This window comes from Bradyrhizobium sp. STM 3557, from assembly GCF_045571465.1.
Lineage (GTDB): Bacteria > Pseudomonadota > Alphaproteobacteria > Rhizobiales > Xanthobacteraceae > Bradyrhizobium.
In genome coordinates this window covers 4751833-4775455 of record NZ_CP120697.1, presented here as the reverse complement: position 1 = coordinate 4775455, position 23623 = coordinate 4751833, and the positions used below count along the sequence as shown (strand labels likewise).

The following is a 23623-nucleotide window of genomic DNA, read 5'->3' as shown; positions in this document are numbered from 1 at the left end:
CGTTTTCCTATTGGAGAGATACCAATCCGCCGCGATGCCGGATCAGCTTGCCGGCCAGCTCGAGCTCGAGCAGCACGGTGCGGACCACGCCGGGTGCGATGCCCGAGATGCGGATCAGATCGTCGAGCGAGACCGGTGTCGGCCCGAGCAGGCTGAGGATCTGGTCGCGGTCGTGGCTCTCGGGATCGGGCGCGAACGGCTCGTCATCTTCCTCGCGCAAGGGCAGGGATAATGGCCGCTCCATGATCGGCCCGACAGCCTCAATGATGTCGGAGGCGCCGGTCACCAGCGTGGCGCCCTGCTTGATGAGATCGTTGGTGCCGGCCGCGCGCGGATCGAGCGGCGAGCCGGGGACGGCGAACACCTCGCGGCCCTGCTCGCCGGCCATCCGCGCCGTGATCAGCGAGCCCGAGCGATGGGCGGCCTCGACCACGACGACGCCGAGCGCCGCGCCCGAGATCAGCCGGTTGCGGCGGGGAAAGTCGCGGGCGCGCGGCTCGTGGCCGAGCGGCATCTCGGAGATCGCAGCGCCGTCCGCCGCCAGGATCGCGGCCAGCAGGTCCTCATGCTCGGGTGGATAGATGCGGTCGTGGCCGCCGGCCAGCACCGCGATGGTGCCGCTCTTGATGCTTGCGCGATGCGCCGCCTGGTCGATGCCGCGGGCGAGGCCGGAGATGACGGCGAAGCCGGCCTCGCCCAGCTCGTGCGCCAGCTGGCCGGCGAATTTGAGCCCGGCGACAGAGGCGTTGCGCGAGCCGACGATGGCGATGATGGGACGCATCATGGTCTCAGTAGGGCCGCGCACGCCGAGCAGCGGCGGCGCATCGTCTGTTGCGGCAAGTCGCGGCGGATAGCCCGCCTCGCCCGGCGCGAGCAGGCGGATGCCGAGTCCATACGATGCGGCCAGTTCGGCGCGCGCCTCGTCCTTGCCGCAGATCCGCAGGTCGCGGCGGCCGCCCCGACGTGCCAATTCGGGTAGCTGTTCGAGCGCAGCACCCGCGCTGCCGCAATGGTCGAGCAACGAGCGAAACGTCCGCGGCCCGACATTGTCGGAGCGGATCAGCCGCAGACGGTCGAGCCGCTCGGCCTCGGTCAGCTCGATGGCAGTGGTGATGGCGTCCACGCTTGGGCCTCCGGATGGAGGTAACATGAAGAAACCTGAGCGCGCAGGGAAGGGGGCGCGTCACGAGCGCCCCGCGATGTCAGATCAGACCAGCAGCGAGTCCAGGATGGCTGCGTCGAACTCCGCCCGGCGCTCCTGAGGCGCGAGCGTGGTGCCGCTGGGCGCCTCGCGCAGCCAGCAGTCTGCCGCCTCGCGACCGCGCTGATGCAGCATCGCGATGAAGGTCGCTCCGAAATCTGTGGCGCTCTGCTCGGCGAGGCCCTCGACCGCGTCCTCCGCCGCCAGCCGGTGCACGCGCGGCGGATGCAGCCCGTCGCTGCGCGCCCATTCGAGCGCGGCAAGCTCGGCGTTGAGCACGGCATTGGCGGTGATCTGGTCGAGCCGGCCGTCGATCGCGGCCGGGCTGTCCGGAATGGCATCATCGCGCGTCGGCGTCACCTGCACCACCAACAAGTCGGCGGCGCTGGATTCGTGCACCAGGCTGACGATCGGCGGATTGGCAGCGAAGCCGCCGTCCCAATAGGCTTCGCCATCGATCCTGATCGGCGACTGAAGCTGGGGCGGGCAGGTCGAGGCGAGCAGTATGTTTGCCGTGATCTCCGCATTGCGGAAGATGCGCTGGCCGCCATCGCGCACGCGCGTCGCCGCGATCAGCAGCCGCGGCGCGGCCCGGTCCTGCACGGCGGCGAAATTGATGGTGCCGGTCAGCATCTCCTGCAGCGGCGCGAGGTCGAACGGATCGAAGCGCGAGGCGCGTATTCCCGAACCGACAGAGATCTCGCTGCTGGCGGGCGAGAAGCCGCCGACGAGCAGCAGCGAGCGGAACGAGGCTTCGCTGGTCATGCTGTTCCAGAACCGTGCGAGCAGCTTGCGCGCTGCCTCGCGGCCGCCATCGGCGAGCCCGCAGACGAGCAGCGCGGCATTGATGGCGCCGGCGCTGGCGCCGCTGATGGTGTCGAAGTCGACACCGGGCTCTTCCAACAGCCGCTCGATCACGCCCCAGGAGAAGGCCGAGAACGTGCCGCCGCCCTGCAGCGCCAGCGACAGCTTGCGCGGCGGCCAGATGCGGGGCGCAGGCGTGAGCGCGGGTGTCGCGGCGATGGTCTGCGCGAGCGATCGTTCGCCGGTCGCGGGCAGCTTCACCTCGGTGACGGTCGGCCGCAGCTCGGCGACGGGCTTCATGCCCGTGGCAGCGAGGATCAGCTCGGTAACGGCAGGCTGGCTCGCGACCTTCGGCGCCTCCGCCACAACGTCGTTCGGCCGCGGAGCTTCGACAGCTGGCGCGGGCTCGACGACCGCCGCGGCCGCGATCGGAGCCGGACTCGTGCTGTCTCCGGTCGACCAGATCTGGGCGGCGGAGAGCAGGGCGGTGGCATTGGAGCAACGCGGTGCGGCCTGCCGCTGCACCGGCTGTTGCTGTGTTGTGAGGTCATCGCGCGTGGCTGACGACCCACTCGAATTGGTCTTTCTGAACCACATGATTCGACGATGACAGGCTCGGCTGATTCCCGCCAGAGTCTCGCGTCGATGCGACCTGGGAACTTCGCGCAGTGTTGCTGCAATGCCGCGGAAATGCAGGGAAGACCGCAATGTCCGTAAGAATGCGGTGTCTACTTCTTCGCGCCGATCTTGCTCTCCGTTCCAGCTCGCAACCGCCTGATGTTCTCGCGGTGCATATAGAACATCAGGACAGTGAGAACGGCTGACAATGCGGCGAGGGCGGTGTGGCTGAAGGCCAACAGCATGATCGGCGTGAGCAAGGCTGCGACGAAAGCTGCTACCGAAGAGTAGCGGAAGGCGAAGGCGGTTGCGAGCCAGACCAGGCAGAAGAACAGCGCGGCGGGCCAGAACAGGCCGAGCAGGATGCCGATATAGACCGCAACACCCTTGCCGCCGCGGAATTTCAACCAGACCGGAAAGAGATGGCCGAGGAAAGCGCCGAGGCCGGCGAGCATTGCCGCGTTCGGGCCGCCGAGATAGCCGCAGAGCACGACCGCGGCGGTGCCCTTGAGCGCATCGCCGAGCAGGGTGCCGACCGCCAGCCCCTTGCGACCGGTGCGCAGCACATTGGTGGCGCCGATATTGCCGGAGCCGATGGTGCGCAGGTCCTGGGTGCCGGCGAGCCGGGTCAGGATCAGGCCGAACGGGATCGAGCCGAACAAATAGCCGATGCCGAGGGCGACGGGCAGGAAAGCGTCAGATCCCATCACGCATCACTCCTTGCATGCAGGCCGCAGCATATCAGACGTGTTCGAACACGGTACGGCCGCCGACGATGGTGCGCACGACGCGCCCGGTGAACCGCGCCTCGTCGAACGGGGTGTTCTTGCACAGCGACTTCAGATCGGCCGGATCGAGCACCCAGGGCACGTCCGCATCGATCACGATGATGTCCGCCGGCGCGCCCGCGCGCAAGGTGCCGCCGGGCAGGCCCAGAAGCTCGGCCGGGCGGGTCGCCATCGCGCGGATCAGCGTGGTCCAGGAGAGCTCGCCATTATGCGCGAGCCGCAGTGCGGCCGGCAGCATGGTCTCCAGGCCGACTGCGCCGCTGGCGGCCTCCGCGAACGGCAGCCGCTTCACCTCGACGTCCTGCGGATTGTGGTCGGAGACGATGGTGTCGACCAGGCCCGACGCCAGCGCCTCCACCAGCGCGCGCCGGTCAGTCTCGGTGCGCAGCGGCGGCGACAGCTTCAGGAAGGTGCGGTAGGGGCCGATGTCGTTCTCGTTCAACGTCACATGATTGATCGAGACTGAGGCGCTGACGGCAAGGCCGGCGTCGCGCGCCCGCTTGAGGATCTCGAGCGAGTCGACCGAACTCAATGACGCCGCGTGATAGCGGCCCTTGCTGAGCGCGACCAGCCGCATGTCGCGCTCCAGCATCACGGCTTCCGCCGCAGCAGGAATGCCTTCCAGGCCGAGACGGGAGGCGAACTCGCCCTCGTTCATGACGCCTTCGCCGACGAGGTCCGGATCCTCCGTGTGATGCACGATCAGCGCGTCGAAATCGCGCGCATAGGTCAGGGCGCGGCGCATGACCTGCGCGTTGGTGACGCTGGTATGGCCGTTCGAGAAGGCGACCGCGCCGGCCGCCTTCAACAGCCCGATCTCGGTCATCTCCTCGCCGCGCAGGCCCTTGGTCAGGGCCGCCATCGGCTGGATGTTTACCACGGCGGTGTCGCGGGCCCGCCGCAGCACGAAATCGACCGTCGCCGAATTGTCGATCACAGGCGCGGTGCCGGGCTGGCAGATGATGGTGGTGATGCCGCCGGTTGCGGCAGCGAGGCTCGCCGAGGCAAAGGTCTCGCGGTAGTCGTAGCCGGGCTCGCCGACAAAGGCGCGCATGTCGATCAGGCCGGGGGCCACGATCTTGCCGGCGCAGTTGACGATGTCGGTGCCCTCCGGCACGCCGGCGGCGCCGATGCCGCGCCGGCACTCGCGGATCATGCCATCGGCGATCAGCACGTCGCCGATGCCGTCGAAATCGCGCGACGGGTCGATGACGCGTGCGTTGGCGAGCAGGATCGGGCGGCGGTCGGTCAGCATGGTCGTTCCCGATTCTCGTTCAAGCATTCGGCAGGTTGCGGGCGAGCGCCTCGAGCACCGCCATCCGCACTGCAACGCCCATTTCCACCTGTTCCCGGATCAGGGATTGCGCGCCATCGGCGACGATGGAGTCGATCTCGACGCCGCGGTTCATCGGGCCCGGATGCATCACCAGCGCGTCTGATTTGGCGTAGGCGAGCTTCTTCTGGTCGAGCCCGAAATAACGGAAATATTCGCCCGACGACGGCACGAAGGAGCCATTCATGCGCTCGCGCTGCAGCCGCAGCATCATCACGATGTCGGCACCATCGAGCCCCTCGCGCATGTCGCGCGCGACCTCGACGCCCATCCGCTCGATGCCCTGCGGCAGCAGCGTGGAGGGCGCCACCACGCGCACCCGCGCGCCCATCGTGTTGAGGAGAATGATGTTGGAGCGCGCCACCCGCGAATGCAGCACGTCGCCGCAGATCGCGATCACGAGCCCTTCGATCCGGCCCTTGTTGCGGCGGATCGTCAGCGCATCGAGCAGCGCCTGGGTGGGATGCTCATGCGCGCCGTCGCCTGCATTGATCACCGAGCCGTCGACCTTGCGCGCCAGCAGTTCCACGGCCCCCGAGGCATGGTGGCGCACCACCAGGATGTCAGGATGCATGGCGTTCAGCGTCACCGCCGTGTCCATCAGGGTCTCGCCCTTGCGCATGGACGAGGAGGATACCGACATGTTCATGACGTCGGCGCCGAGCCGTTTTCCCGCGATCTCGAACGAGGACTGGGTCCGGGTCGAGGCCTCGAAGAACAGGTTGACCTGGGTGCGGCCGCGCAGCACCGTGCGCTTCTTGTCGACCTGACGGTTCAGTTCGACATACTCCTCGGAGAGGTCGAGGAGGCCAGTGATGTCGTGCGCGGAAAGGCCCTCGATTCCCAGCAAATGCCGGTGCCCAAGGACAAATGTCGATTTCGGAGAGGCTGTCATTAAAGCCAGAGCTATAGGCGCGGTTGCCATGGGGGGCAAGGGCGAAAGCCGGTGTTCCGAGTTATCCCCCGTTCGCCGCGGCGGCGCCTGGCCTCGCCGCGGGCGCTGCTTTCCCTCCAGCGGCTCTGACGCGTGAGCTCGCCAGCGATGGCGCGGCAAGGGTTTGTGAACTATGCAAGGGACTGGTGGCACTTTTCGCTGCCGGGTGCGGGCGCGACGGCCTATGATTTTCGCATTCGGCGGCACCGATCGTAAGAGCCAGACGGAACACGGCCATGACACAGCCTTCGTTCGCGACCCACGAGGTTTTCAACCAGTCGCCGCCGCTCGAGGACGTCGATCTGTATATGTGCGATCAGCCGCTGCTGGCGGCGGTCGCGGCCAATGGCGGCGCCGGCGCACGGCAGGAATTGTCGGAGTTCGGATCCCTCTGGGGCTCGGCGGCCATGGCCGAGCGCGGCCGGCTCGCCAATGAGAACACGCCGAAGCTTCGCACCTATGATGCCAAGGGCTACCGCCGCGACGTGGTCGAGTTTCACCCCGCCTATCACGACCTGATGGCGTGCTCGGCGCAGGCAGGCCTGCATAATTCAACTTGGACCAAGGAGGGCAAGCCGCACGGCGCTCCTTTCGAGGTGGTTCGCGCGGCGAAATTCTACATCGCAACCCAGGTCGAAAGCGGCCATCTCTGTCCGATCACGATGACGCGCGCCTCGGTGGCGGCACTGGCCGCGCAGCCGGACCTGCTGGCTAAGACCATGCCGGTGATCGCAAGCCGCGACTACGATCCGACGTTTGCGCCGTGGTGGCAAAAGCGCGGCATGACGCTCGGCATGGGCATGACCGAGAAGCAGGGCGGCACCGATGTGCGCGCCAACATGACGCGCGCGATGCGCACGTCGGATGGCTATCGCATCACCGGCCACAAATGGTTCATGTCGGCACCGATGTGCGACGCCTTTCTCGTGCTGGCGCAGGCCGATGAAGGACTGACCTGCTTCTTCATGCCGCGCTTCGCGCCGGACGGCTCGGTCAATGCGATCCAGTTCCAGCGGCTGAAGGACAAGCTCGGCAATCGCTCCAACGCATCGTCCGAGGTGGAGTTCATCGGCGCGCATGCGACTCGGGTGGGCGAGGAGGGCAAGGGCATCCGCACCATCATCCAGATGGTGCAATTGACTCGGCAGGACTGCGCGATCTCCTCCGCAGGGCTGATGCGCTCGGGGCTCGCGCACGCGCTGCATCACGCGCGGCATCGCAGCGTGTTCCAGAAGCATCTCGCCGATCAGCCGCTGATGCAATCGGTGCTATCGGACATGGCGCTGCATGTCGAGGTAACAGTGGCGCTGGTGATGCGGATGTGCCGGGCTTTCGACCACGCGCCAGTCGATTCCGGCGAAGCCGCCTATGTGCGGTTGCTGACGCCGGTGATCAAATATTGGGTTTGCAAGAGCGCGCCGGCGTTTCTCTACGAGGCCATGGAGTGCCTCGGCGGCAACGGCTATGTCGAGGACGGCACGCTAGCGCGGCATTTCCGGGAATCGCCTGTCAATGCGATCTGGGAAGGCTCCGGCAATGTGATGTGTCTGGACGTGCTGCGCGCCTTGTCGCGCGAGCCGGAAGCCGCGATGACCGTTCTGACCACGCTTAGTGGCGAGACCCGTGGCCTGCCTGGCGCCGCCGAGACCATCGGCGTCATCGGGCAAGCTTTCCGCCGGCCCGATTCCGAGCGTGTCGCCCGGCTCGCCGTCGAGAGGCTGGCGCTGCTCGCGGCAGCAGCGGCCCTCAGTCCCGTCATGCCGCGTCATGCCGAATTGTTTGCCGCCACCCGTCTTGCCCTGACCCATCCCGGCTTGTACGGCGCCGTCGATCTCGATCCCGCCGATGCGCGCGCATTGCTCGAGCGCGCGCTGCCGTGACAACCAGCTGAAAGCGCAGTGATGGATTCACTCGATCCCCATAGTCCTCTTGTCGCCGTCATGCCCGCATCTCGGGCGCCGCGCACGCTCGGCTTCTGGCGCACGGCGTCATGGGGTCTCCTCATCATCGCCGCGTTCTTCATCGGCCAGTTGACGCCGATCGGCTATTTGCTGTTCCTGCTCAGCTCCGCGGGGCCGCTTGATAGCCTGAACGCGTACCAGCAGGCCGTGATCAAGATCGCCGGCTCGCCGGCCACGGTCGCGTTGTCCGCCATCATGGGCCTGCCGGGGCTGTTGATCCCGATCTATTTCGCCGTCCGCTACACGCGCTTGTCGTTTGCGGAGTATCTTGGCCTGCGCTGGACCAGCTGGAAGAATGTGGCCTTCGGCATCGTCGGCATGGTCGTCATCCTGGGAGCCTGGGAGCTGATCCCAGGGCTGACGGGACGCGAGGAGGCGTCGTCGAGCTTCATGGTCGAGATGCTGAAGTCAGCCGAGGGCGACGGCTCGGTGTGGCTCCTGGTCATCGCCTTCTGCGTCGCGGCGCCGATCTCGGAAGAGCTGATGGCGCGCGGCTTTCTCTATCGCGGCTGGTCGGACTCCTTTCTGCGGGTCCCCGGCGCGATCATCCTGTCGTCATTGATCTGGACTGTGCTGCATCTCCAATACGACTGGTATGCTTTGCTTAATGTCTTTTCGCTCGGTCTGTGGTTCGGCTATTTGCGCTCCCGCACACACTCGACCTATCTGACGATGGTGCTGCACGGCCTCAACAACCTCGCGGCCACCGTGCAGACCATGTGGCTCGCGAGCGGGCATTCCTGACCGCGATTCCTCAGCTCACGATGGCTATGATGGCTATGGTGAGCGGCATCGTGACGGCGGCGCCGCGATGACGACGCCCATCGGTCAGCGCCTCTCGTCCCGCAATCGGCCGAGCCGGTCGAGCGCGCCCTGCAGGATGAAGATCGCGGCATGCTCGTCGATCACCTCGGCGCGTCGCGCGCGGCTGACATCCATGCCGATCAGCTCGCGCTCCACGGCAGCGGTCGAGAGCCGCTCGTCCCACAGGCCGATCGGCAGATCGGTCAATTTCGACAGGTTGCGCGCGAAGGCGCGGGTGGATTGCGCACGCGGCCCCTCGCTGCCGTCCATGTTGATCGGCAGACCCAGCACGAAGCCGGTCGCCTTGCGCTCGGCTGCAAGCGCAAGCAGCCGCGCGGCATCGGCCTTGAACGCCTTGCGCTGGATGGTCTCGACGCCGGTGGCGAGCCGCCGGTCGGGATCGGAGGCGGCAACACCGATGGTCTTGGTCCCAAGGTCGAGCCCGATCAGCGCGCCACGGTCCGGCCAGTGCGCGGCGATTTCGACGAGGGAAAGAATGAGAGCGGGCATAGATTGCGCTTAGCACGCACGCGTGCGGCGAGCCAGCGGGGCCCGGTCCGGGCGCGTCGGCCTCGTCGGCCGCAACGGATCCGGCAAATCGAGCTTGCGACGGATCATCGCAGGAAAGATTCCTGCCGCGGGTCACGATCGGTGGGATCTTCTCGATACCGGCCAAGCCCATCGCTCTGGCTCCGGATCCGACCCAGGTGTCGTGATGTCGTTATTGTAGGTCGCTCTGTTCGGACCGATTCCGGGGCTGCCAACAACGCGATCGAACAGCACAGCGCGCTTGTTTCGCGTTTGCAGGTGGTACATCCTGACGTGGCAGTATCTGCCATACAAAACTTTTTATTGTGCGGTGCGCCCGGATGCAACGGTTTCTGTCACCGGGCCACGAGGACACCGTCATCTTGCTGTAAAGCCTGAGCGTTTTCGTACCCGGCGATTCAGGGCGGTGGATGTGGGCGGGGCACCGGAATGATTTGTTTGCTTGCCGCGCCATCGAACAAAAGAGCCCGGACGACGACTAAGAAGGAGTCGGTGACGTTGATCCGGGCCGGATCGGCAGTGCGAGCTTTGCAGGCACGATTGCCAGGCGCGGAGCGAGGCTCGCGGCCAGGCAGGCGCGCTCGGTCGAGCGCCAACATTTTTGCCCGACACAAGATATTCATAGGGGAGACGACTCATGCTGATTAAACCAAATCTGATTGCGGCCTCGGAGAAGCGGCTTTCACAAGCGGCCATTGCCCCCAAGGAACTGGACAAGAAGCTTGGCGACGGCCGTCCGATCAAGATGTCAGTCGAGCGGAAACAGCTTCGCCAGCGCCAGTTGCTGGCCCAAACCGACAATGTTCAGGCAGCGCAAGTCGGCCTCGAGCGGATCATCCAGGGCAATGATCTCGACAGCATCAACTACCTGGCCAAGGGGACCTTCGTCTCGCGTTCGGTTTGCCGCATCCAGCTCAAAGACGTCCAAGCCAATCTGCTGGGCTACGCGACCGGCTTTCTGATTGGTCCTGGTCTGCTGATGACCAACAACCATGTTTTCGGCAAGCCGGGTGATGCCAGGACATCGCTGGCCGATTTCGACTATGAACTCGATATTCAGGGCATGGAGCGCGCGCCGGTTCGGTTCGGCTTCGAGCCCGACAAGTTCTTCTACACCAACAACAAGCTCGACTACACCGTTGTCGCGGTCGCTCCGAAATCCCAAGACGGCAGGCGTGATCTGCTTGATTGGGGGTGGTTGCCGCTGAGCGGCGAGCCAGGCAAGGGCGATCCTGGCGAGTATCTCACCATCATCCAGCATCCGGGCGGGCAGGCGAAACAGATCTGCGTCCGCGAGAACAAGCTCCTGCAATATGTCGGTGACTTCGTCTGGTATCTGACCGACACGTCCGCCGGCTCGTCGGGCTCGCCGGCCTTCAATCGTTTCTGGCAGGTGATCGCGCTTCACCACAGCGGTGTGCCGAAGAAGGACGCAAAGGGCAACATCTTGACCACGGACGGCAAGATCTGGGATGCCTCGATGGATGAGACGACCATTGACTGGATCGCCAATGAGGGCGCGCGAGTCAGCGCCATCGTCGCCGATCTCAAGGTCGCGGTCGGCACCAATCCGCTGATGAAGGCGGTGCTCGATCAAGTGCAGCCGCCTGCGCCTATTCTGGTGGCGACAAATGGGGAAAAGGCGACGATAAATGTCGCTCCACCACCCGGCGCCGACATCTGGCTCGAGCAGTCCGGCGAGGCGGCCTCGCTCGTGATTCCGATCCGGGTACCGATGCCGGTCTTTCAGCGGCAGCCATTGCATGCGGGTGTGATCGCCGCAGCGGGACTGCAAGCGCCGCCGGCGATGCTATCTGCTTCGCCCGCGATGCTGCCGGCACCATCCTCGATCGTGCCGGGGTCGCCGCCGCCGCTGCCACTTCCACCGCCCGCGATGATCCCGGCTGGTCCGCGCGTTGGCCCCGTTACCGGCATGTTGGTCGAGGTCGTCCATATCGATCAGAGCACGTTGAAATCACGGCCCGGATACAAGGCGAACTTTCTCGGGAGCGGCAAGTTCTCGGTGCCTCTGCCGAAGATTCCGGCTTCGCTGAAGTCCAAGATCGCGATGCTGAAACGCAACTCGGGCCAATCGGAGCTGAAATATTTCAATTACAGCGTGGTCATGAACAAGGACCGCAAGCTCGCCTTCTTCAGTTGCGTCAATATCGACGGCAGCGAGCAGCAGGATGTCGGCAAGCGGGAGGGCGACCGTTGGCTCCGCGATCCGCGGATCGACGACGACTTCCAGATCGGCGACGAGTTTTATCGCAAGCAATCAACGCTTGAGGCCGACCGTACTGCCAACCCGTTCGACCGCGGCCACCTGGTGCGCCGCCTGGACGCGACCTGGGGCGAAACGGTCGACGAGGCCAAGGAACACGGCGACGATTCTTTTCACTTCACAAATTGTTCGCCGCAGTTCTTCTCCTTCAATCAGGGCAAGCAGTTGTGGGCAGGGCTCGAGGACTACACGCGCGACGTCCTGCTTAAGAATGAGGAGAAGGGGATCGTCATGAACGGACCCGTGTTCGATGGTCCCGATGCAAATGATGCCGATCTGCCTGATCCTGCGGGGAAGCCGCACCCGGATCCCAGCTTCGGTGGCGTGAAAATCCCGAAATATTTCTGGAAGATCCTGATCACCAGAGACGACGACGAGTTGAAGGCGGCGGCATTCCTGATGAGCCAGCGCAATCTGATCATGGGCATCGACCGCATCAAGGACGAAGCGGACATACTGGAAAAGTTTTCGCAGGAAGACGTCAGTGTCTTCCAGGTGTCGATCGCCGATCTCACCAGGCTGACCAAGCTCGATTTCGGTCCGCTCGCCGCTGTCGACACCCATGAGGCGACCTCGGTCGGGCCGCGAAAAATCGAGGGTTATGACGATATCCGGATTTAGCCTAAAGACGAGCGATCAGGCCGCGATCTCGCGGCCCTGATCGCCGAGGCAGGAGATGAAGGCCGCCAGCGCGCTGGTGTGATGCTGGGTCCGGCGATGAATGAACAGCGTCTCGATGCGCGCGAACTGCGGATCCAGCGTCAGGATGCTGATGTCCTTGGCAAGCTCGCTGCGTTCGACCACTGCGCGCGGCAATAGCGCCACGCCCATGCCGGCGGCGACGCAGCCGATCATGCCGTCGAGCGTGCCAAGCTCGCAGCGCGCGGCGGAGGGCCAGCCCAACGCTGCAAAGAGGTCTTCCAGCCGGTGGCGATAGGTGCAGCCGATCCGGAACACCAGCGCCGTCGGTCCGGATTGCGACGTGCCGGCGCGGAGCGCGGCGAGACTGCCGAAGCGCCGCGCTGTGATCAGCACCAGCTCCTCGCGGAAGGCCGTGATGCCCGACAGCTCGGCATGGTCGATCGGGCTGGTGACGAAGGCGCCGTCGAGCGCGCGTTCGAGCACGGCCGTGGCGAGATCGGCCGTCGTCGCGGTACGCAGCGTCAGCGCGACATTGGGGAAACGGCGGTGAAAGCCGGCGAGCAGCGAGGGCAGGCGCACGGCAGCCGTCGTCTCCATCGAGCCGATCGCCAGCGGGCCCTTGGCGTCGCCGTCGTCACGCGCCGCGAGCAAAGCCTCCCGCGACAACGCCGCCATGCGCTGCGCATAGGGCAGCAGGCGGCGGCCGGCGCCGGTCAGCGTCATGCCGCGGCTGTGCCGCTCGAACAGCGCGGTGCCGATCTCCGCCTCCAGCGCCTTGATGCGCTGGGTGACGTTGGACTGCACCGTGTTGAGCGCTTGGGCAGCGCGCGTGATGCCGCCGGTGCGCGCCACGGCTGCGAACGTCTGCAGGTCGATCAGTTCCACGAGATCACAATCCGTTTCAATTTCGTGATGTCTGAGTTCTCAAGTATTCATTTCCGGAGAATGCTAGCGCGACCTACTGTCGGCGTCCAGCGCATGGAGAAATGTTGGCGCATGGAGCATGCTGATGTCGCTGAGGACGCCGCTGACGACGAAGCTCGGAATTCGCCATCCGGTGCTGCTGGCGCCAATGGACATCGTTTCCGGCGCGCGCTTGGTGCGTGCCGTCAGCGAGGCCGGCGGGTTCGGCATCCTTGGCGGCGGCTACGGCAATCGAAGCTGGCTCGAACAGGAAAGCGCGAAGCTGAAGGGGCTTTCGGCGCCTTTCGGCATCGGCTTCATCACCTGGTCGCTGGCAAAGCAGTCTGAACTTCTGGATATCGCGCTTGCCGCACGACCCCGCGCGATCATGTTGTCGTTCGGTGACCCCGCACCGTTTGCGCCTGCCATCAAAGAGGCCGGGGCGCTGCTGATCTGCCAGGTCCAGGACGAGGCAATGGCGGTGCAGGCGCTTGAGGCTGGCGCCGACATTCTGGTCGCGCAGGGCACGGAAGCCGGCGGGCACGGTGCCTCGCGCACCACGCTCGAGATCGTGCCGGCGATTGTCGATCGGGCTGCAGGGCTCGTGCCCGTGGTCGCTGTCGGCGGCATTGCCGACGGTCGCGGATTGGCGGCGATGTTGATGCTCGGCGCAAGCGGGGTGTTGCTCGGCACGCGATTCTACGCGAGCCAAGAGGCGGATGGAGCCGACGAGGCCAAGCGGCGGATCTGCGCAGCCAAAGGCGGTGACACGTTCCGGAGCATCATCTTTGATCTCTCGCGCGACATTGTGTGGCCGGCGCCATTCACCGGGCGTTGCCTGGTCAACGACCATGCCCGCCGCTGGATGGGCCGGGAGATCGAATTGCTGCAACAGAGCCGCGCCGTTGCGCCGGGCTATCTCGCGGCGCGCGCATCCGGCGATTTCGATGTCGCCGCCGTCATTGCCGGAGAGGCCGTCGCCTTCATTCATGATGTGCCGCCAGCGGCCGAGATCGTTGAACGCATCGTCACCGAAGCGGATCAGATCGTCCAGGGCCGGCGCAATTCGTCGCTTTCGTCTGCACTGTAGAAGGACATGCACCATGTGGCCTGATCGCCGTTTCCTTGATATCGTCAAGTCCGAGCATCCGATCGTGCTGGCACCGATGGCCGGCGTGATGGACGCGGGCCTTGCCATTGCAGTTGGGCAGGGCGGCGGCGTGGCGTCGCTGCCATGTGCGATGCTGTCGGCGGAGAAGGCGCGCGAGCAGGTCAAGGCGGTGCGCCAGCGCGTTCCCGGCGCGCCGGTCAACATGAATTTCTTCTGCCACATGGCCGTCGACGCAGACCCGGCGCGCGAGGCCGGATGGCGCAAGCGGCTCGCCTCCTACTACACGGAGCACGGGATCGATCCAGCAGCGCCGGTCAATGCGGCCAATCGCGCGCCATTCGATGCGGCGATGTGTGCGGTGGTCGAGGAGCTGAAGCCTGACATCGTGAGCTTCCATTTCGGCTTGCCCGATCAGGCGCTGCTGAGGCGCGTCAAGGCGACCGGCGCGCTCGTGATGTCGTCCGCCACCATCGTGCGCGAGGCGGTCTGGCTAGAACAGAGCGGCGCGGACATCATCATCGCGCAAGGCGCAGAGGCCGGCGGCCATCGCGGCATGTTCCTGACCGACAGCCTCGCCCAGCAGGTCGGCACTCTTGCGCTGGTGCCGCAGGTGGTCGACGCCGTGAAGGTGCCGGTGATCGCCACTGGGGGCATCGCCGACGGGCGCGGCATTGCGGCGGCCTTCGCACTCGGGGCATCCGGCGTCCAGATCGGCACCGCCTACCTGCGCTGTCCCGAATCCACCGAGAGTGGCCCCGCGCGCAAGGCGTTGGCCGAGGCCGATGACGAGTCGACCATCATCACCAACGTCATGACCGGCCGGCTCGCGCGCGGCATCGCCAATCGCGTGATGCGCGAGGTCGGACCGATCTCGCCCGATGCTCCGGCCTTTCCGCATGCGGCGACCGCGCTCGCACCTCTGAAGGTCGCTGCCGAAAAGCAAGCCAGGGTCGATTTCACCAATCTGTGGGCCGGGCAGGCGGTCCGGCTGGCACGCGAACTGCCGGCGGCGGAGCTGACGCGCAAACTGGCAGCTGAGGCTCAGGCGCGGCTGCGCCAATTGGCGGGGTAAAGACCCCTTCTTTACCGCCGCGGTCCGCGCCATGGTCCGGGCCGTGGTTGCGGCGCGAAAGGTGCCTCTGCTATACCGCGGGCTGAATTTCCCCGCATGAGGCTCTATATAATGTCGGTCGATGCCGCCACCGTCCGCCGGATCGCGCAACTCGCGCGGATTGCCGTCGCAGATGCCGAGGTTCCGCATCTGCAGGGCGAGCTCAACACCATGCTGGCCTTCGTTGAGCAGCTGTCGGAGGTCAATGTGGAGGGTGTCGAGCCCATGACCTCGGTGACGCCGATGGAGATGAAAAAGCGGCAGGACGAGGTCAATGACGGCGAGATCGCCGACGACATCGTCAGCAATGCGCCGGCGACCGAAAACCATTTCTTCCTGGTGCCGAAGGTCGTGGAATAGCCGAAACGCCGCAACAACCGACGAGCCAAACCATGTGTCTGCTCTGCGACGATGAAAAGGCCTATCAGGCCTATATGAACTATCTCGACGCGATGGAGCGCCAGGGCAAGTCGGCCGATCCCGACAAGGCTGTCGATGCCGTGCTCGATGTGCTGCAGGCGCAGGTCGATGCCGACGCCAAGGCTCGTGCCAAGCAAGACGACCCCGCCAACGACAAGACGCTTTCCCCCTTCTTCTGCAGCCCGATCAATAAATGACTGATTTGACTTCTTTGACGCTGGCCGACGCCCGCCAGGGCCTCGCGAGCAAGACCTTCACGTCGCTCGAGCTCACCGATGCCCATCTGAAGGCGATCGAGGACGCGCGCGTGCTCAATGCCTTCGTGCTGGAGACGCCGGATGTAGCGCGCGCGATGGCGCGCGACGCGGATAGCAAGATCGCGAGGGGCGAGGGCGGGCCGCTCGCTGGCATTCCGCTCGGGATCAAGGACCTGTTCGCCACCAAGGGCGTGCGCACCACGGCCTGTTCGAAGATCCTGGGCAATTTCGTGCCTCCTTACGAGTCCACCGTGACCTCGCAGCTCTGGCGCGACGGGGCCGTGATGCTCGGCAAGCTCAACAATGACGAGTTTGCGATGGGCTCGTCGAACGAAACCTCGTGCTTCGGGCCGGTCGGCAATCCCTGGCGGCGCGAAGGATCGAACACCACGCTGGTGCCCGGCGGCTCCTCCGGCGGCTCGGCCTCCGCGGTGGCGGCACTGCTCTGCATGGGCGCGACCGCAACCGACACCGGCGGCTCGATCCGCCAACCAGCGGCGTTCACCGCCACCGTCGGCATCAAGCCGACCTATGGCCGCTGCTCGCGCTGGGGCATCGTCGCCTTTGCCTCATCGCTCGATCAGGCCGGCCCGATCGCGCGCAGCGTGCGCGACGCCGCGATCCTGCTGCGCTCGATGGCCGGTCATGACCCCAAGGACACGACCTCGGTCGACCGCGCCGTGCCGGACTACGAGGCCGCGATCGGTAAGTCCGTGAAGGGCATGAAGATCGGCATCCCCAAGGAGTATCGTCTCGACGGCATGCCGGCCGAGATCGAGAAACTGTGGAGCGAGGGCCGTGCGTGGCTGGAAGCGGCAGGTGCCGAGACCGTCGAAGTGTCGCTGCCGCACACCAAATACGCGCTGCCTGCCTATTACATCGTGGCGCCGGCGGAGGCCTCGTCCAACCTCGCGCGCTATGACGGCGTGCGCTACGGGCTGCGCGTGCCTGGCCGCGCGATCGGCGACATGTACGAGAACACCCGTGCCGAGGGCTTCGGCGACGAAGTGCGTCGCCGCGTCATGATCGGCACCTATGTGCTCTCGGCAGGCTATTATGACGCCTATTACCTGCGAGCGCAGAAGGTCCGCACCCTCATCAAGAAGGATTTCGAGGATTGCTTCGCCAAGGGCGTGAATGCGATCCTCACCCCGGCGACGCCGTCGGCCGCCTTCGGCATCGGCGAGAAGGGCGGCGCCGATCCGGTCGAGATGTATCTCAACGACATCTTCACGGTGACCGTGAACATGGCCGGCCTGCCCGGCATCGCGGTGCCGGCCGGCAAGGATGCACAGGGCCTTCCCCTCGGCCTGCAGTTGATCGGCCGTCCGTTCGACGAGGAGACGCTGTTCTCGCTCGGCGAGGTGATCGAGCAGGCGGCGGGCCGCTTCACGCCGGTGCGGTGGTGGTAGACCTCGCGCAATTCAAGGCAAGCCTCGCGGGCGATGCGCCCGCAGGCAACGTCGCGCCGCCGCTCGCCGGCCTGTGGTGGACAGCGAAGGGCGATTGGGACCGCGCGCACAGGATCGTGCAGGACGAGGATACGCGCGAGGCCGCCTGGGTGCATGCGCATCTGCACCGGATCGAAGGCGATCTCGGCAACGCTTCGTATTGGTATCGGCAGGCCGGACAGCCGGTCGCCAAGGATGCGCTTGATGTCGAGTGGGAGCGGATCGCGACCGCGCTCCTGGCCTGACCTGTTTCGGCTTCCCGCTATTTGAGCTTGCCTTCAGGCAGCAGATATTCGTGCACATGCGGGCAGATATTACCCGCGCACTTCTCGCCCTTCATCAGCGGCTCGAGCTGCGCCAGCAGCGCCTTGGCGTTGAACACCTTTGGTGGCGCTGACTTGACCGGCGGCGGCAGGAAATGCACATCGCCCTCGATGGCCGGCTTCGGTGGGCCCCCGCCGCTGGGGATGAAGATGACAGCTGCTGTCTTGACCGGTGTGGCCGGCAGACTGATGAGGTCGCGCTGCTCTCGCCACGACGCGAAATCGGCGGCTTCGTCTGCCGAGACCGGGATATGGGTGCGCAGCGATGGAATCGCGCTCGCAAGCTGCGTTCTGACTGGCTCCTCGGCGGGGCGCCGCATCGCGAACTGCATGTCCGACAGGATCTCGAACCCTGCATAGCCCTTCGCGATCGCAAGCTCGGCGCAGCGGTTGAGCCAGTACACCTGCACGCTTTCCTTGGTCGTGAAGCCGTTACCCCGGAAGGCAACGCGATAGACATCCGGCCGCAATTCCTTGGCATCCGCGCCGCCCAATAGACTCTCGTCTTGATAAGGCGTCGCGCACGACGCAAGCGTGACGGCCGCGGCCGCCAGCAAAACCCAACGCAACATTGCACTCGTCCCCCTGCTGCTGGAACTCTAGGGGACAGATCGACGGTGCGTCAATGCCGGCACGGCGCGATTGGCTTGACTGGTGTAGTCTGTTGCGCGAAGCCCACCACGACCCAGATATCCTTTATGTCCGGAAAAGACACCATGAGCGCATCCACCACTCCTCACAAGCTGATCAAGGGCGCAACCGGCGACTGGGAGGTCGTGATCGGCATGGAGGTTCATGCCCAGGTGACCTCGAAGTCGAAACTGTTCTCCGGCGCCTCGACCGCGTTCGGCGGCGATCCGAACAGCCACGTCTCCCTCGTCGACGCGGCGATGCCGGGCATGCTGCCCGTGATCAACGAGGAATGCGTGCGCCAGGCAGTGCGCACCGGCCTCGGGCTCAACGCCAAGATCAACCTGCGCTCGGTGTTCGACCGTAAGAACTATTTTTATCCCGACCTGCCGCAGGGCTACCAGATCAGCCAGTACAAGTCGCCGATCGTCGGCGAGGGCGAGATCGAGGTCGAGCTCGACGGCGGCAAGACCGCCACCATCGGGATCGAGCGGCTGCACCTTGAGCAGGATGCCGGCAAGTTGCTGCACGACCAGTCGCCGACCATGTCCTATGTCGACCTCAACCGCTCAGGCGTGGCGCTCATGGAGATCGTCTCCAAGCCCGACATTCGCGACGCCGAGCAGGCCAAGGCCTACGTCACCAAGCTGCGCTCGATCCTGCGCTATCTTGGTACCTGCGACGGTGACATGGAGAAGGGATCCTTGCGTGCGGATGTGAATGTTTCCGTGCGCAAGCCCGGCGGTGAGCTCGGCACCCGCTGCGAGATCAAGAACATGAACTCGATCAACTTCATTGGCCAGGCGATCGAATACGAGGCGCGGCGCCAGATCGAGATCATCGAGGATGGCGGCGTCATCGAGCAGGAAACCCGGCTCTACGACCCGGGCAAGGGCGAGACGCGCTCGATGCGCTCCAAGGAGGAGGCGCACGACTACCGTTACTTCCCCGATCCCGACCTCCTTCCGCTCGAGTTCAGCCAATCCTTCGTCGACGAGCTGAAAGCGCAGCTGCCGGAGCTGCCGGACCAGAAGAAGGCGCGCTTCATCGCCGATCTCGGCCTCTCGCCTTATGATGCCAGCGTGCTGGTGGCCGAGCGGGAGAGCGCCGCCTTCTACGAGGCGGTGCTGTCGAAGCTCGAAAACCGCGCCCGCGATGGCAAGCTTGCCGCCAACTGGGTGATCAACGAGCTGTTCGGCCGCCTCAACAAGGAAGGCCACGACATCTCGGCCTCTCCCGTTTCGGCCGAGCAGCTCGGCGCCATCATCGAGCTGATCGGCGAGGGCACGATCTCCGGCAAGATCGCCAAGGACCTGTTCGAGATCGTCTGGACGGAGGGCGGCGATCCGCGCGAGCTCGTCGAGACGCGCGGCATGAAGCAGGTCACCGATTTGGGGGCGATCGAGAAGGTGGTGGACGAGATCGTCGCTGCCAACCCCGACAAGGTCGCGCAGGCGAAGGCGAAGCCGCAGCTGGTCGGCTGGTTCGTCGGCCAGGTGATGAAATCGTCCGGCGGCAAGGCCAATCCGCAGGCCGTCAACGACCTCTTGAACAGCAAGCTCGGCATCTAAACGACGTTACGTCGTCTTCGTTCCGGCGGCGCGCAAGCTTGCGCGCCGCATCTCGACACCCGGCGAGATGCGAATCGGTTTTGCGCGATTCTCAAAAAAGCCGCCTTTGACGACGCTCGGATCAAGCCCGGATCGCTGGCACGGGCGATATCAACGAAAATTTTTTTCGTGCCAAAATTCCCGACTCGGCGCCCGCATAGGCCGCTCTTGCCTTAAGTCCGTCGGCCGCGATGATGTCGTGCATGCTTCCTGCCCATCGTGATCGATTGCGAGAAATGCCTGCAGTGAAGGCGTTTCCTGCAACATCTATTAGTTCGACGGTTTTGCGTTCGTGCATTCGCCGCTTTCTCGGACGCGTCGTTCGTCGGCGCATGTCGCGAACTGCTTCGCTCTCTCGCGCCGTCGCGTGTCAACACTTCTTTAAGTCGGACGCTGTTTTTTTTGGTGCGTTGGTGTATTCGAGAAGGAGTGCATCTCGATTCCCGAATGCACGCAGCGACTAAGCCAAACTCATCGGAGGGCAAGATGGCTAAGAAAGCGAAGAAGGCGAAGAAGGCAGTGAAGAAGACTGCGAAGACCGCGGCCAAGAAGACCGCGAAGAAGACCAAGAAGGTCTCGAAGAAGAAGTAACTGACGTCTCGCGTTCGCGCGAGATGAGCCGGCGGCTTCTGATGCCGGCACGTCGCTGGAGCGCCAGGCCGGCCTGTTCCTCTTGAGCAGTTTAGGCCAATAGCCTCCAGTCGATGAAGAGGGTGTCGGCGAGACATCAGGTCGACGGCCGGATCGGACTTCAGCGGCTTTGCCGCTCGCATCCCGGTCCGGCAGAAGAAACGCGTTTTCTTCGTTCGGTGCAGATCCGCTGTTCGGTCTGCAATTTTGCCAAGGCGTCACTGCTGCGGCGAGATCTGATCCTGACGTGTTCGCCGACGCCCTCGTTCTGGTTCTGAGGGACGCTTGGTCCTGACGGGAGTGTCTGCTGGATTGTCCGCGGCTCCGCTTTTGTTTCCCCTGCAATAATCTTGCTTCGCAATCGTCCCGCTGGCCGCCGGCTCGCTTTGCGGGTTGCCCCGCGAGCGGTCGCCGCCACGGATGGTTATGGGTTTGCCAAGCAGAACGGTAAACCGACCCTTGCCAAGTTCGAAAACGATAGCGGAATCAGCGGTGTCGTGAACGGCTTAGCTGTGTGCGCCGCGTCACGTTTACACGTCGTTCAGCGCGATACTTAAACTGCCATTCAAACTTGATCGGTCATGATCAGCCCATAAGCCGGCAAACGGCATGGGGTGTTGAACAGGTGGACGGGGCCGCGCTCGCATGCGCCGCTCCCCTTGAGGAATGGAGAGCGACGATGTTTCAGGGGCAATTCAATCTCGATACGGCGGTCTCGGCGGAAGCGGCTGCGAATGGCGACGTGCTGTTCGAACTCGGCATGCTGCATGCGAGCGGACGCGAAGGTCCGGTGGATCTGATCGCCGCGCATAAATGGTTCAATCTGGCCGCCCTGAAGGGCCGACGGGATGCGATCGCGATGCGTCGCGAGATCGCCGAGATGATGTCGGACGCCGACATCGCCGCCGCGCAGCGCGAAGCCCGCGCCTGGATGACCGCGCACTGAAGCGCCGGCGTCGAACACGTCTTCAGGGTGCTCGCTTTCCGCAGCGCTCTGCCGTCATCGCGACGCGCGTCCTCGTCTGGCCGGCGGTGGCGGCATGCGTACCTCTGTGTCCTCCGGCCCGAGTACGCGGCCGTCCTGGGCGCGCAGCTCGAGACGTCGCACCGGCAGGCTGCTCCTTTTGTCGACCAGCAGCACATGGGCCTCATCGGGATCGAAGAAGTAGTCTTCGCCCCATTGCCTGAGCGCAACCAGCAGCGGGAACATGCCGCGACCCTTCGCGGTCAGCACATACTCCTGATAGGGGCTGCCGTCGGCGGCCGGCACGGTGTCCATGATGCCGTGCGCCACCAGATTGCGCAGCCGGGCTGAGAGGATGTTCTTGGCAAGCCCGAGGCTCTTCTGAAACTCGCCGAAGCGGCGCAGCCCATCGAAAGCATCGCGCACGATCAGCAGCGACCACCAGTCGCCTATCGCATCCAGCGGGCGCGCCACGCCGCACAATGAATCCTTGTGGCTTATTCTCTTGGCCATCTCGCCTGCCTTGCCACCTTGCACGTGTTGATCGTCGCGGGCTCCAGCCGAAGCGCTGCCCTATGGGTCTGAATATGTCGGTTGCAAATTGAAACCTCAAGCGCTAAGACTCGAACGGTTTCAATTTGCAACCACGTGGGAGAGGCCATGATCCCGTCCGATGCCACCTTCGCAGGCAGCTTTCCGTTCGATCCGCACTTCACCACGGTGCCCGCTTTCCGTATGCATTACCTGGACGAGGGACCGCGCGATGGCGAGGTCGTGCTGTGCCTGCATGGCGAGCCGACTTGGGGCTACCTGTTTCGCCACCCGATCGCGGCTCTCAGCCAAACCCATCGCGTGATCGTGCCTGACCACATGGGCTTCGGCAAAAGCGAGACGCCGCCGGCGCGCAGCTACTGGCTGCAGGATCATATCGACAATCTGGAGCGCTTCGTCCTCGCGCTCGATCTTTCCGGCATCTCGCTCGTGATGCATGATTTCGGCGGCCCGGTCGGAATGGGGCTGGCCGCAAGGCATCCGGACCGCATCCGCCGGATCATCTCGACCAATGGTCCGACGCCATTCGGCCAGCCCGATCTGCTCGATCGCGTGATGGCGAATGCAAGCGTATCGCCCTGGTTTCAATGGATCGCGAAGGCCGAGGCGGACGGCAGCCTCGAGGCGGTGCTCGGGCAGCTCGGCTTCAACATCCTCAGCACGCTGAAGCTCAACGGTTTCGAGAACAATGCCGTCATCACCGACGACTGGCTGCGCGCTTATGCTGCGCCTTTCGTCAGTCCCGCCGAATGTCTCGGCGCTATCGGCTGGGCCAAGGGCTTTGCTACTGCCGCCCACAGGTTCGAGCAGCCCGATCCGGCCGCCGACCGCGACATTCGCCGCAAGCCGGCGCTCGCGATCTGGGGCGAGGCGGATCGTACGCTGCACGCCGAGCACTTCCTGCCGCTCTTTGCAGCGGTCTTCCCGACAGCACGGATCGAGCGTCTCCCAGGTGTCGGCCATTACTGTCTCGAAGACGCGCCGTCTGCCATCACGGCGCTGATCGCGCAATTCCTGCATCAGACCTGATCGCCGCGCGAGTGCTCACGACCGGGCAGGGGGGCTTCCCGCTCACTTGGTTGCAAATCGAAACTTAGAGGGCGCGAGCCGGAGGACTGCAGGGCCGCCGCTGCGGCCCGCATGGGACATGCGAGAGCTCAACCTCCGCCGACAGCCGATCTCAAGGAAACAGTCGTCTCGCGACAGCGCGGCCTTCGCCCGCGGCCGTTTCACGGTGGCCTTATCTCACTCTGCTGATGCGTTCCTCCTCAGCCTCGGATTGAAAACCGCCTCGCCGTGCCTCATCTTCAGTCCACATGAACAAGAGTTTGCGACGAGAGCTGATCGCCTGCCACGATTGCGGAGGACGGGTGTCGTTCACCGCCGCGAGTTGTCCGCATTGCGGTTCGTCCGAGCCGACGGGACCGTATGTGCACAGCCGGCAAGAGCTGCGGAAGCTGCGGGCCGAGGCGATGAATGATCGCCGGCTCGTGATCGTGACGCTGGTCTGCTGCGCAATTGGCTTCGCCTATGGCGCGCTGATGGGGCCGGGCGGGGCGGCCTCCCTTTGGGGCGGTCTTGCCTATGGCTTCGTCGGGGCCGTCATCGGCGTGCCGGCGGCCTTCGTCATTAATGTGACGCGACATCTGCTGGAGTGATCGACGGCGGACGGTCGGTAGTGCCTGATCGCGATACCGATGCTGACCAGCGATCGTGCAGCTTGACCGGCTCGCTCATTTGCCG

The 23623-nt window shown here is 64.9% G+C and carries 23 protein-coding genes and 1 pseudogene; 15 read left to right on the top strand and 9 right to left on the bottom strand.

Going from position 1 to position 23623, the window contains the following annotated elements; genetic code table 11:
* Positions 1–7: 7 nt before the first annotated feature.
* The 5 genes from dprA to P6U24_RS21850 all read right to left on the bottom strand — a co-directional run bounded on the left by dprA (position 8) and on the right by P6U24_RS21850 (position 5639).
* Positions 8–1150, bottom strand: a complete 1143-nt coding sequence (gene dprA, locus P6U24_RS21870) for a DNA-processing protein DprA (protein WP_407154569.1) — start codon at positions 1148–1150, stop codon at positions 8–10.
* Positions 1151–1207: 57 nt separating this feature from the next.
* Complete coding sequence (locus tag P6U24_RS21865) at positions 1208–2530, bottom strand: patatin-like phospholipase family protein (protein WP_407154568.1); 1323 nt, start codon at positions 2528–2530, stop codon at positions 1208–1210.
* A gap of 203 nt (positions 2531–2733) precedes the next feature.
* The gene (gene plsY / locus P6U24_RS21860; RefSeq protein WP_407160547.1) at positions 2734–3330 is read right to left on the bottom strand and encodes a glycerol-3-phosphate 1-O-acyltransferase PlsY; all 597 of its coding nucleotides are present in this window, start codon (positions 3328–3330) and stop codon (positions 2734–2736) included.
* Positions 3331–3364: 34 nt separating this feature from the next.
* On the bottom strand, positions 3365–4666 hold the full coding sequence (locus P6U24_RS21855; protein ID WP_407154567.1) for a dihydroorotase: 1302 nt from the start codon (positions 4664–4666) through the stop codon (positions 3365–3367).
* Between the two features lie 19 nt (positions 4667–4685).
* Positions 4686–5639 carry an aspartate carbamoyltransferase catalytic subunit gene (locus P6U24_RS21850; RefSeq protein ID WP_407154566.1) on the bottom strand — a complete coding sequence of 318 codons (954 nt, stop codon included), beginning with the start codon at positions 5637–5639 and terminating at the stop codon, positions 4686–4688.
* Between the two features lie 144 nt (positions 5640–5783).
* On the opposite strand from P6U24_RS21850, the pseudogene P6U24_RS21845 reads away from it, so the two are divergent.
* From P6U24_RS21845 to P6U24_RS21835, 3 genes and pseudogenes are all read left to right on the top strand, one after another.
* A pseudogene (locus tag P6U24_RS21845) lies at positions 5784–5894 on the top strand (peptidase M15); the annotation flags it as partial.
* Positions 5895–5914: 20 nt separating this feature from the next.
* Positions 5915–7558 (top strand): acyl-CoA dehydrogenase family protein, encoded by a 1644-nt coding sequence (locus P6U24_RS21840; protein ID WP_407154565.1) that lies wholly within the window; start codon positions 5915–5917, stop codon positions 7556–7558.
* A gap of 60 nt (positions 7559–7618) precedes the next feature.
* Positions 7619–8383, top strand: coding sequence for a CPBP family intramembrane glutamic endopeptidase (locus P6U24_RS21835; protein WP_407154564.1), 765 nt, complete (start codon positions 7619–7621; stop codon positions 8381–8383).
* A gap of 84 nt (positions 8384–8467) precedes the next feature.
* On the opposite strand, the gene ruvX is transcribed toward P6U24_RS21835, so the two are convergent.
* The gene (ruvX, locus tag P6U24_RS21830) at positions 8468–8953 is read right to left on the bottom strand and encodes a Holliday junction resolvase RuvX (RefSeq protein WP_407154563.1); all 486 of its coding nucleotides are present in this window, start codon (positions 8951–8953) and stop codon (positions 8468–8470) included.
* Positions 8954–8975: 22 nt separating this feature from the next.
* On the opposite strand from ruvX, the gene P6U24_RS21825 reads away from it, so the two are divergent.
* Positions 8976–9173: an ATP-binding cassette domain-containing protein gene (locus tag P6U24_RS21825; RefSeq protein ID WP_407154562.1), complete on the top strand. Its 198-nt coding sequence runs from the start codon at positions 8976–8978 to the stop codon at positions 9171–9173.
* Positions 9174–9629: 456 nt separating this feature from the next.
* On the top strand, positions 9630–11897 hold the full coding sequence (locus P6U24_RS21820) for a DNA/RNA non-specific endonuclease (RefSeq protein WP_407154561.1): 2268 nt from the start codon (positions 9630–9632) through the stop codon (positions 11895–11897).
* A 15-nt stretch (positions 11898–11912) separates the two neighbouring features.
* Here P6U24_RS21820 and P6U24_RS21815 read toward each other — a convergent pair whose 3' ends face one another.
* Positions 11913–12803 carry a LysR family transcriptional regulator gene (locus tag P6U24_RS21815; RefSeq protein WP_407154560.1) on the bottom strand — a complete coding sequence of 297 codons (891 nt, stop codon included), beginning with the start codon at positions 12801–12803 and terminating at the stop codon, positions 11913–11915.
* 124 nt (positions 12804–12927) lie between these two features.
* Here P6U24_RS21815 and P6U24_RS21810 point away from each other — a divergent pair, with 124 nt between their 5' ends.
* From P6U24_RS21810 to P6U24_RS21785, 6 genes are all read left to right on the top strand, one after another.
* Positions 12928–13911 (top strand): NAD(P)H-dependent flavin oxidoreductase, encoded by a 984-nt coding sequence (locus P6U24_RS21810; RefSeq protein WP_407154559.1) that lies wholly within the window; start codon positions 12928–12930, stop codon positions 13909–13911.
* Positions 13912–13924: 13 nt separating this feature from the next.
* A complete protein-coding gene (locus tag P6U24_RS21805) occupies positions 13925–15004 on the top strand; it encodes an NAD(P)H-dependent flavin oxidoreductase (RefSeq protein WP_407154558.1) in 1080 nt (359 codons plus the stop codon).
* Positions 15005–15115: 111 nt separating this feature from the next.
* Positions 15116–15403, top strand: coding sequence for an Asp-tRNA(Asn)/Glu-tRNA(Gln) amidotransferase subunit GatC (gene gatC, locus P6U24_RS21800; protein WP_407160546.1), 288 nt, complete (start codon positions 15116–15118; stop codon positions 15401–15403).
* Between the two features lie 32 nt (positions 15404–15435).
* Positions 15436–15660: a hypothetical protein gene (locus P6U24_RS21795; RefSeq protein ID WP_407154557.1), complete on the top strand. Its 225-nt coding sequence runs from the start codon at positions 15436–15438 to the stop codon at positions 15658–15660.
* Positions 15657–17132 (top strand): Asp-tRNA(Asn)/Glu-tRNA(Gln) amidotransferase subunit GatA, encoded by a 1476-nt coding sequence (gene gatA, locus P6U24_RS21790; protein WP_407154556.1) that lies wholly within the window; start codon positions 15657–15659, stop codon positions 17130–17132. The genes P6U24_RS21795 and gatA overlap by 4 nt, the downstream gene beginning before the upstream one ends.
* Positions 17123–17416, top strand: coding sequence for a hypothetical protein (locus tag P6U24_RS21785; protein WP_407154555.1), 294 nt, complete (start codon positions 17123–17125; stop codon positions 17414–17416). The genes gatA and P6U24_RS21785 overlap by 10 nt, the downstream gene beginning before the upstream one ends.
* 17 nt (positions 17417–17433) lie before the next feature.
* Here the strand turns inward: P6U24_RS21785 and P6U24_RS21780 are convergent, their stop codons facing one another.
* Positions 17434–18066 carry a CC0125/CC1285 family lipoprotein gene (locus P6U24_RS21780; protein WP_407154554.1) on the bottom strand — a complete coding sequence of 211 codons (633 nt, stop codon included), beginning with the start codon at positions 18064–18066 and terminating at the stop codon, positions 17434–17436.
* Positions 18067–18210: 144 nt separating this feature from the next.
* On the opposite strand from P6U24_RS21780, the gene gatB reads away from it, so the two are divergent.
* A complete protein-coding gene (gene gatB, locus P6U24_RS21775) occupies positions 18211–19695 on the top strand; it encodes an Asp-tRNA(Asn)/Glu-tRNA(Gln) amidotransferase subunit GatB (protein ID WP_407154553.1) in 1485 nt (494 codons plus the stop codon).
* Positions 19696–21043: 1348 nt separating this feature from the next.
* A complete protein-coding gene (locus P6U24_RS21770; protein ID WP_407154552.1) occupies positions 21044–21310 on the top strand; it encodes a hypothetical protein in 267 nt (88 codons plus the stop codon).
* Positions 21311–21364: 54 nt separating this feature from the next.
* Here the strand turns inward: P6U24_RS21770 and P6U24_RS21765 are convergent, their stop codons facing one another.
* Entirely contained in the window at positions 21365–21841 is a 477-nt protein-coding gene (locus P6U24_RS21765; protein WP_407154551.1) for a winged helix-turn-helix transcriptional regulator, read from the bottom strand.
* Between the two features lie 147 nt (positions 21842–21988).
* On the opposite strand from P6U24_RS21765, the gene P6U24_RS21760 reads away from it, so the two are divergent.
* Positions 21989–22909: an alpha/beta fold hydrolase gene (locus tag P6U24_RS21760; RefSeq protein WP_407154550.1), complete on the top strand. Its 921-nt coding sequence runs from the start codon at positions 21989–21991 to the stop codon at positions 22907–22909.
* Positions 22910–23250: 341 nt separating this feature from the next.
* Positions 23251–23538: a hypothetical protein gene (locus tag P6U24_RS21755; protein WP_407154549.1), complete on the top strand. Its 288-nt coding sequence runs from the start codon at positions 23251–23253 to the stop codon at positions 23536–23538.
* The last annotated feature ends 85 nt before the right edge of the window (positions 23539–23623 follow it).

What these genes read in the sequence shown, in the direction of transcription:
- dprA (WP_407154569.1), bottom strand. Translation starts at nt 1,150, where the DNA reads ATGTTACCTCCATCCGGAGGCCCAAGCGTGGACGCCATCACCACTGCC.
- plsY (WP_407160547.1), bottom strand. Translation starts at nt 3,330, where the DNA reads ATGGGATCTGACGCTTTCCTGCCCGTCGCCCTCGGCATCGGCTATTTG.
- P6U24_RS21855 (WP_407154567.1), bottom strand. Translation starts at nt 4,666, where the DNA reads ATGCTGACCGACCGCCGCCCGATCCTGCTCGCCAACGCACGCGTCATC.
- P6U24_RS21850 (WP_407154566.1), bottom strand. Translation starts at nt 5,639, where the DNA reads ATGACAGCCTCTCCGAAATCGACATTTGTCCTTGGGCACCGGCATTTG.
- P6U24_RS21840 (WP_407154565.1), top strand. Translation starts at nt 5,915, where the DNA reads ATGACACAGCCTTCGTTCGCGACCCACGAGGTTTTCAACCAGTCGCCG.
- P6U24_RS21835 (WP_407154564.1), top strand. Translation starts at nt 7,619, where the DNA reads ATGCCCGCATCTCGGGCGCCGCGCACGCTCGGCTTCTGGCGCACGGCG.
- ruvX (WP_407154563.1), bottom strand. Translation starts at nt 8,953, where the DNA reads ATGCCCGCTCTCATTCTTTCCCTCGTCGAAATCGCCGCGCACTGGCCG.
- P6U24_RS21820 (WP_407154561.1), top strand. Translation starts at nt 9,630, where the DNA reads ATGCTGATTAAACCAAATCTGATTGCGGCCTCGGAGAAGCGGCTTTCA.
- P6U24_RS21810 (WP_407154559.1), top strand. Translation starts at nt 12,928, where the DNA reads ATGTCGCTGAGGACGCCGCTGACGACGAAGCTCGGAATTCGCCATCCG.
- P6U24_RS21805 (WP_407154558.1), top strand. Translation starts at nt 13,925, where the DNA reads ATGTGGCCTGATCGCCGTTTCCTTGATATCGTCAAGTCCGAGCATCCG.
- gatC (WP_407160546.1), top strand. Translation starts at nt 15,116, where the DNA reads ATGTCGGTCGATGCCGCCACCGTCCGCCGGATCGCGCAACTCGCGCGG.
- P6U24_RS21795 (WP_407154557.1), top strand. Translation starts at nt 15,436, where the DNA reads ATGTGTCTGCTCTGCGACGATGAAAAGGCCTATCAGGCCTATATGAAC.
- gatA (WP_407154556.1), top strand. Translation starts at nt 15,657, where the DNA reads ATGACTGATTTGACTTCTTTGACGCTGGCCGACGCCCGCCAGGGCCTC.
- P6U24_RS21780 (WP_407154554.1), bottom strand. Translation starts at nt 18,066, where the DNA reads ATGTTGCGTTGGGTTTTGCTGGCGGCCGCGGCCGTCACGCTTGCGTCG.
- gatB (WP_407154553.1), top strand. Translation starts at nt 18,211, where the DNA reads ATGAGCGCATCCACCACTCCTCACAAGCTGATCAAGGGCGCAACCGGC.
- P6U24_RS21770 (WP_407154552.1), top strand. Translation starts at nt 21,044, where the DNA reads ATGTTTCAGGGGCAATTCAATCTCGATACGGCGGTCTCGGCGGAAGCG.
- P6U24_RS21765 (WP_407154551.1), bottom strand. Translation starts at nt 21,841, where the DNA reads ATGGCCAAGAGAATAAGCCACAAGGATTCATTGTGCGGCGTGGCGCGC.
- P6U24_RS21760 (WP_407154550.1), top strand. Translation starts at nt 21,989, where the DNA reads ATGATCCCGTCCGATGCCACCTTCGCAGGCAGCTTTCCGTTCGATCCG.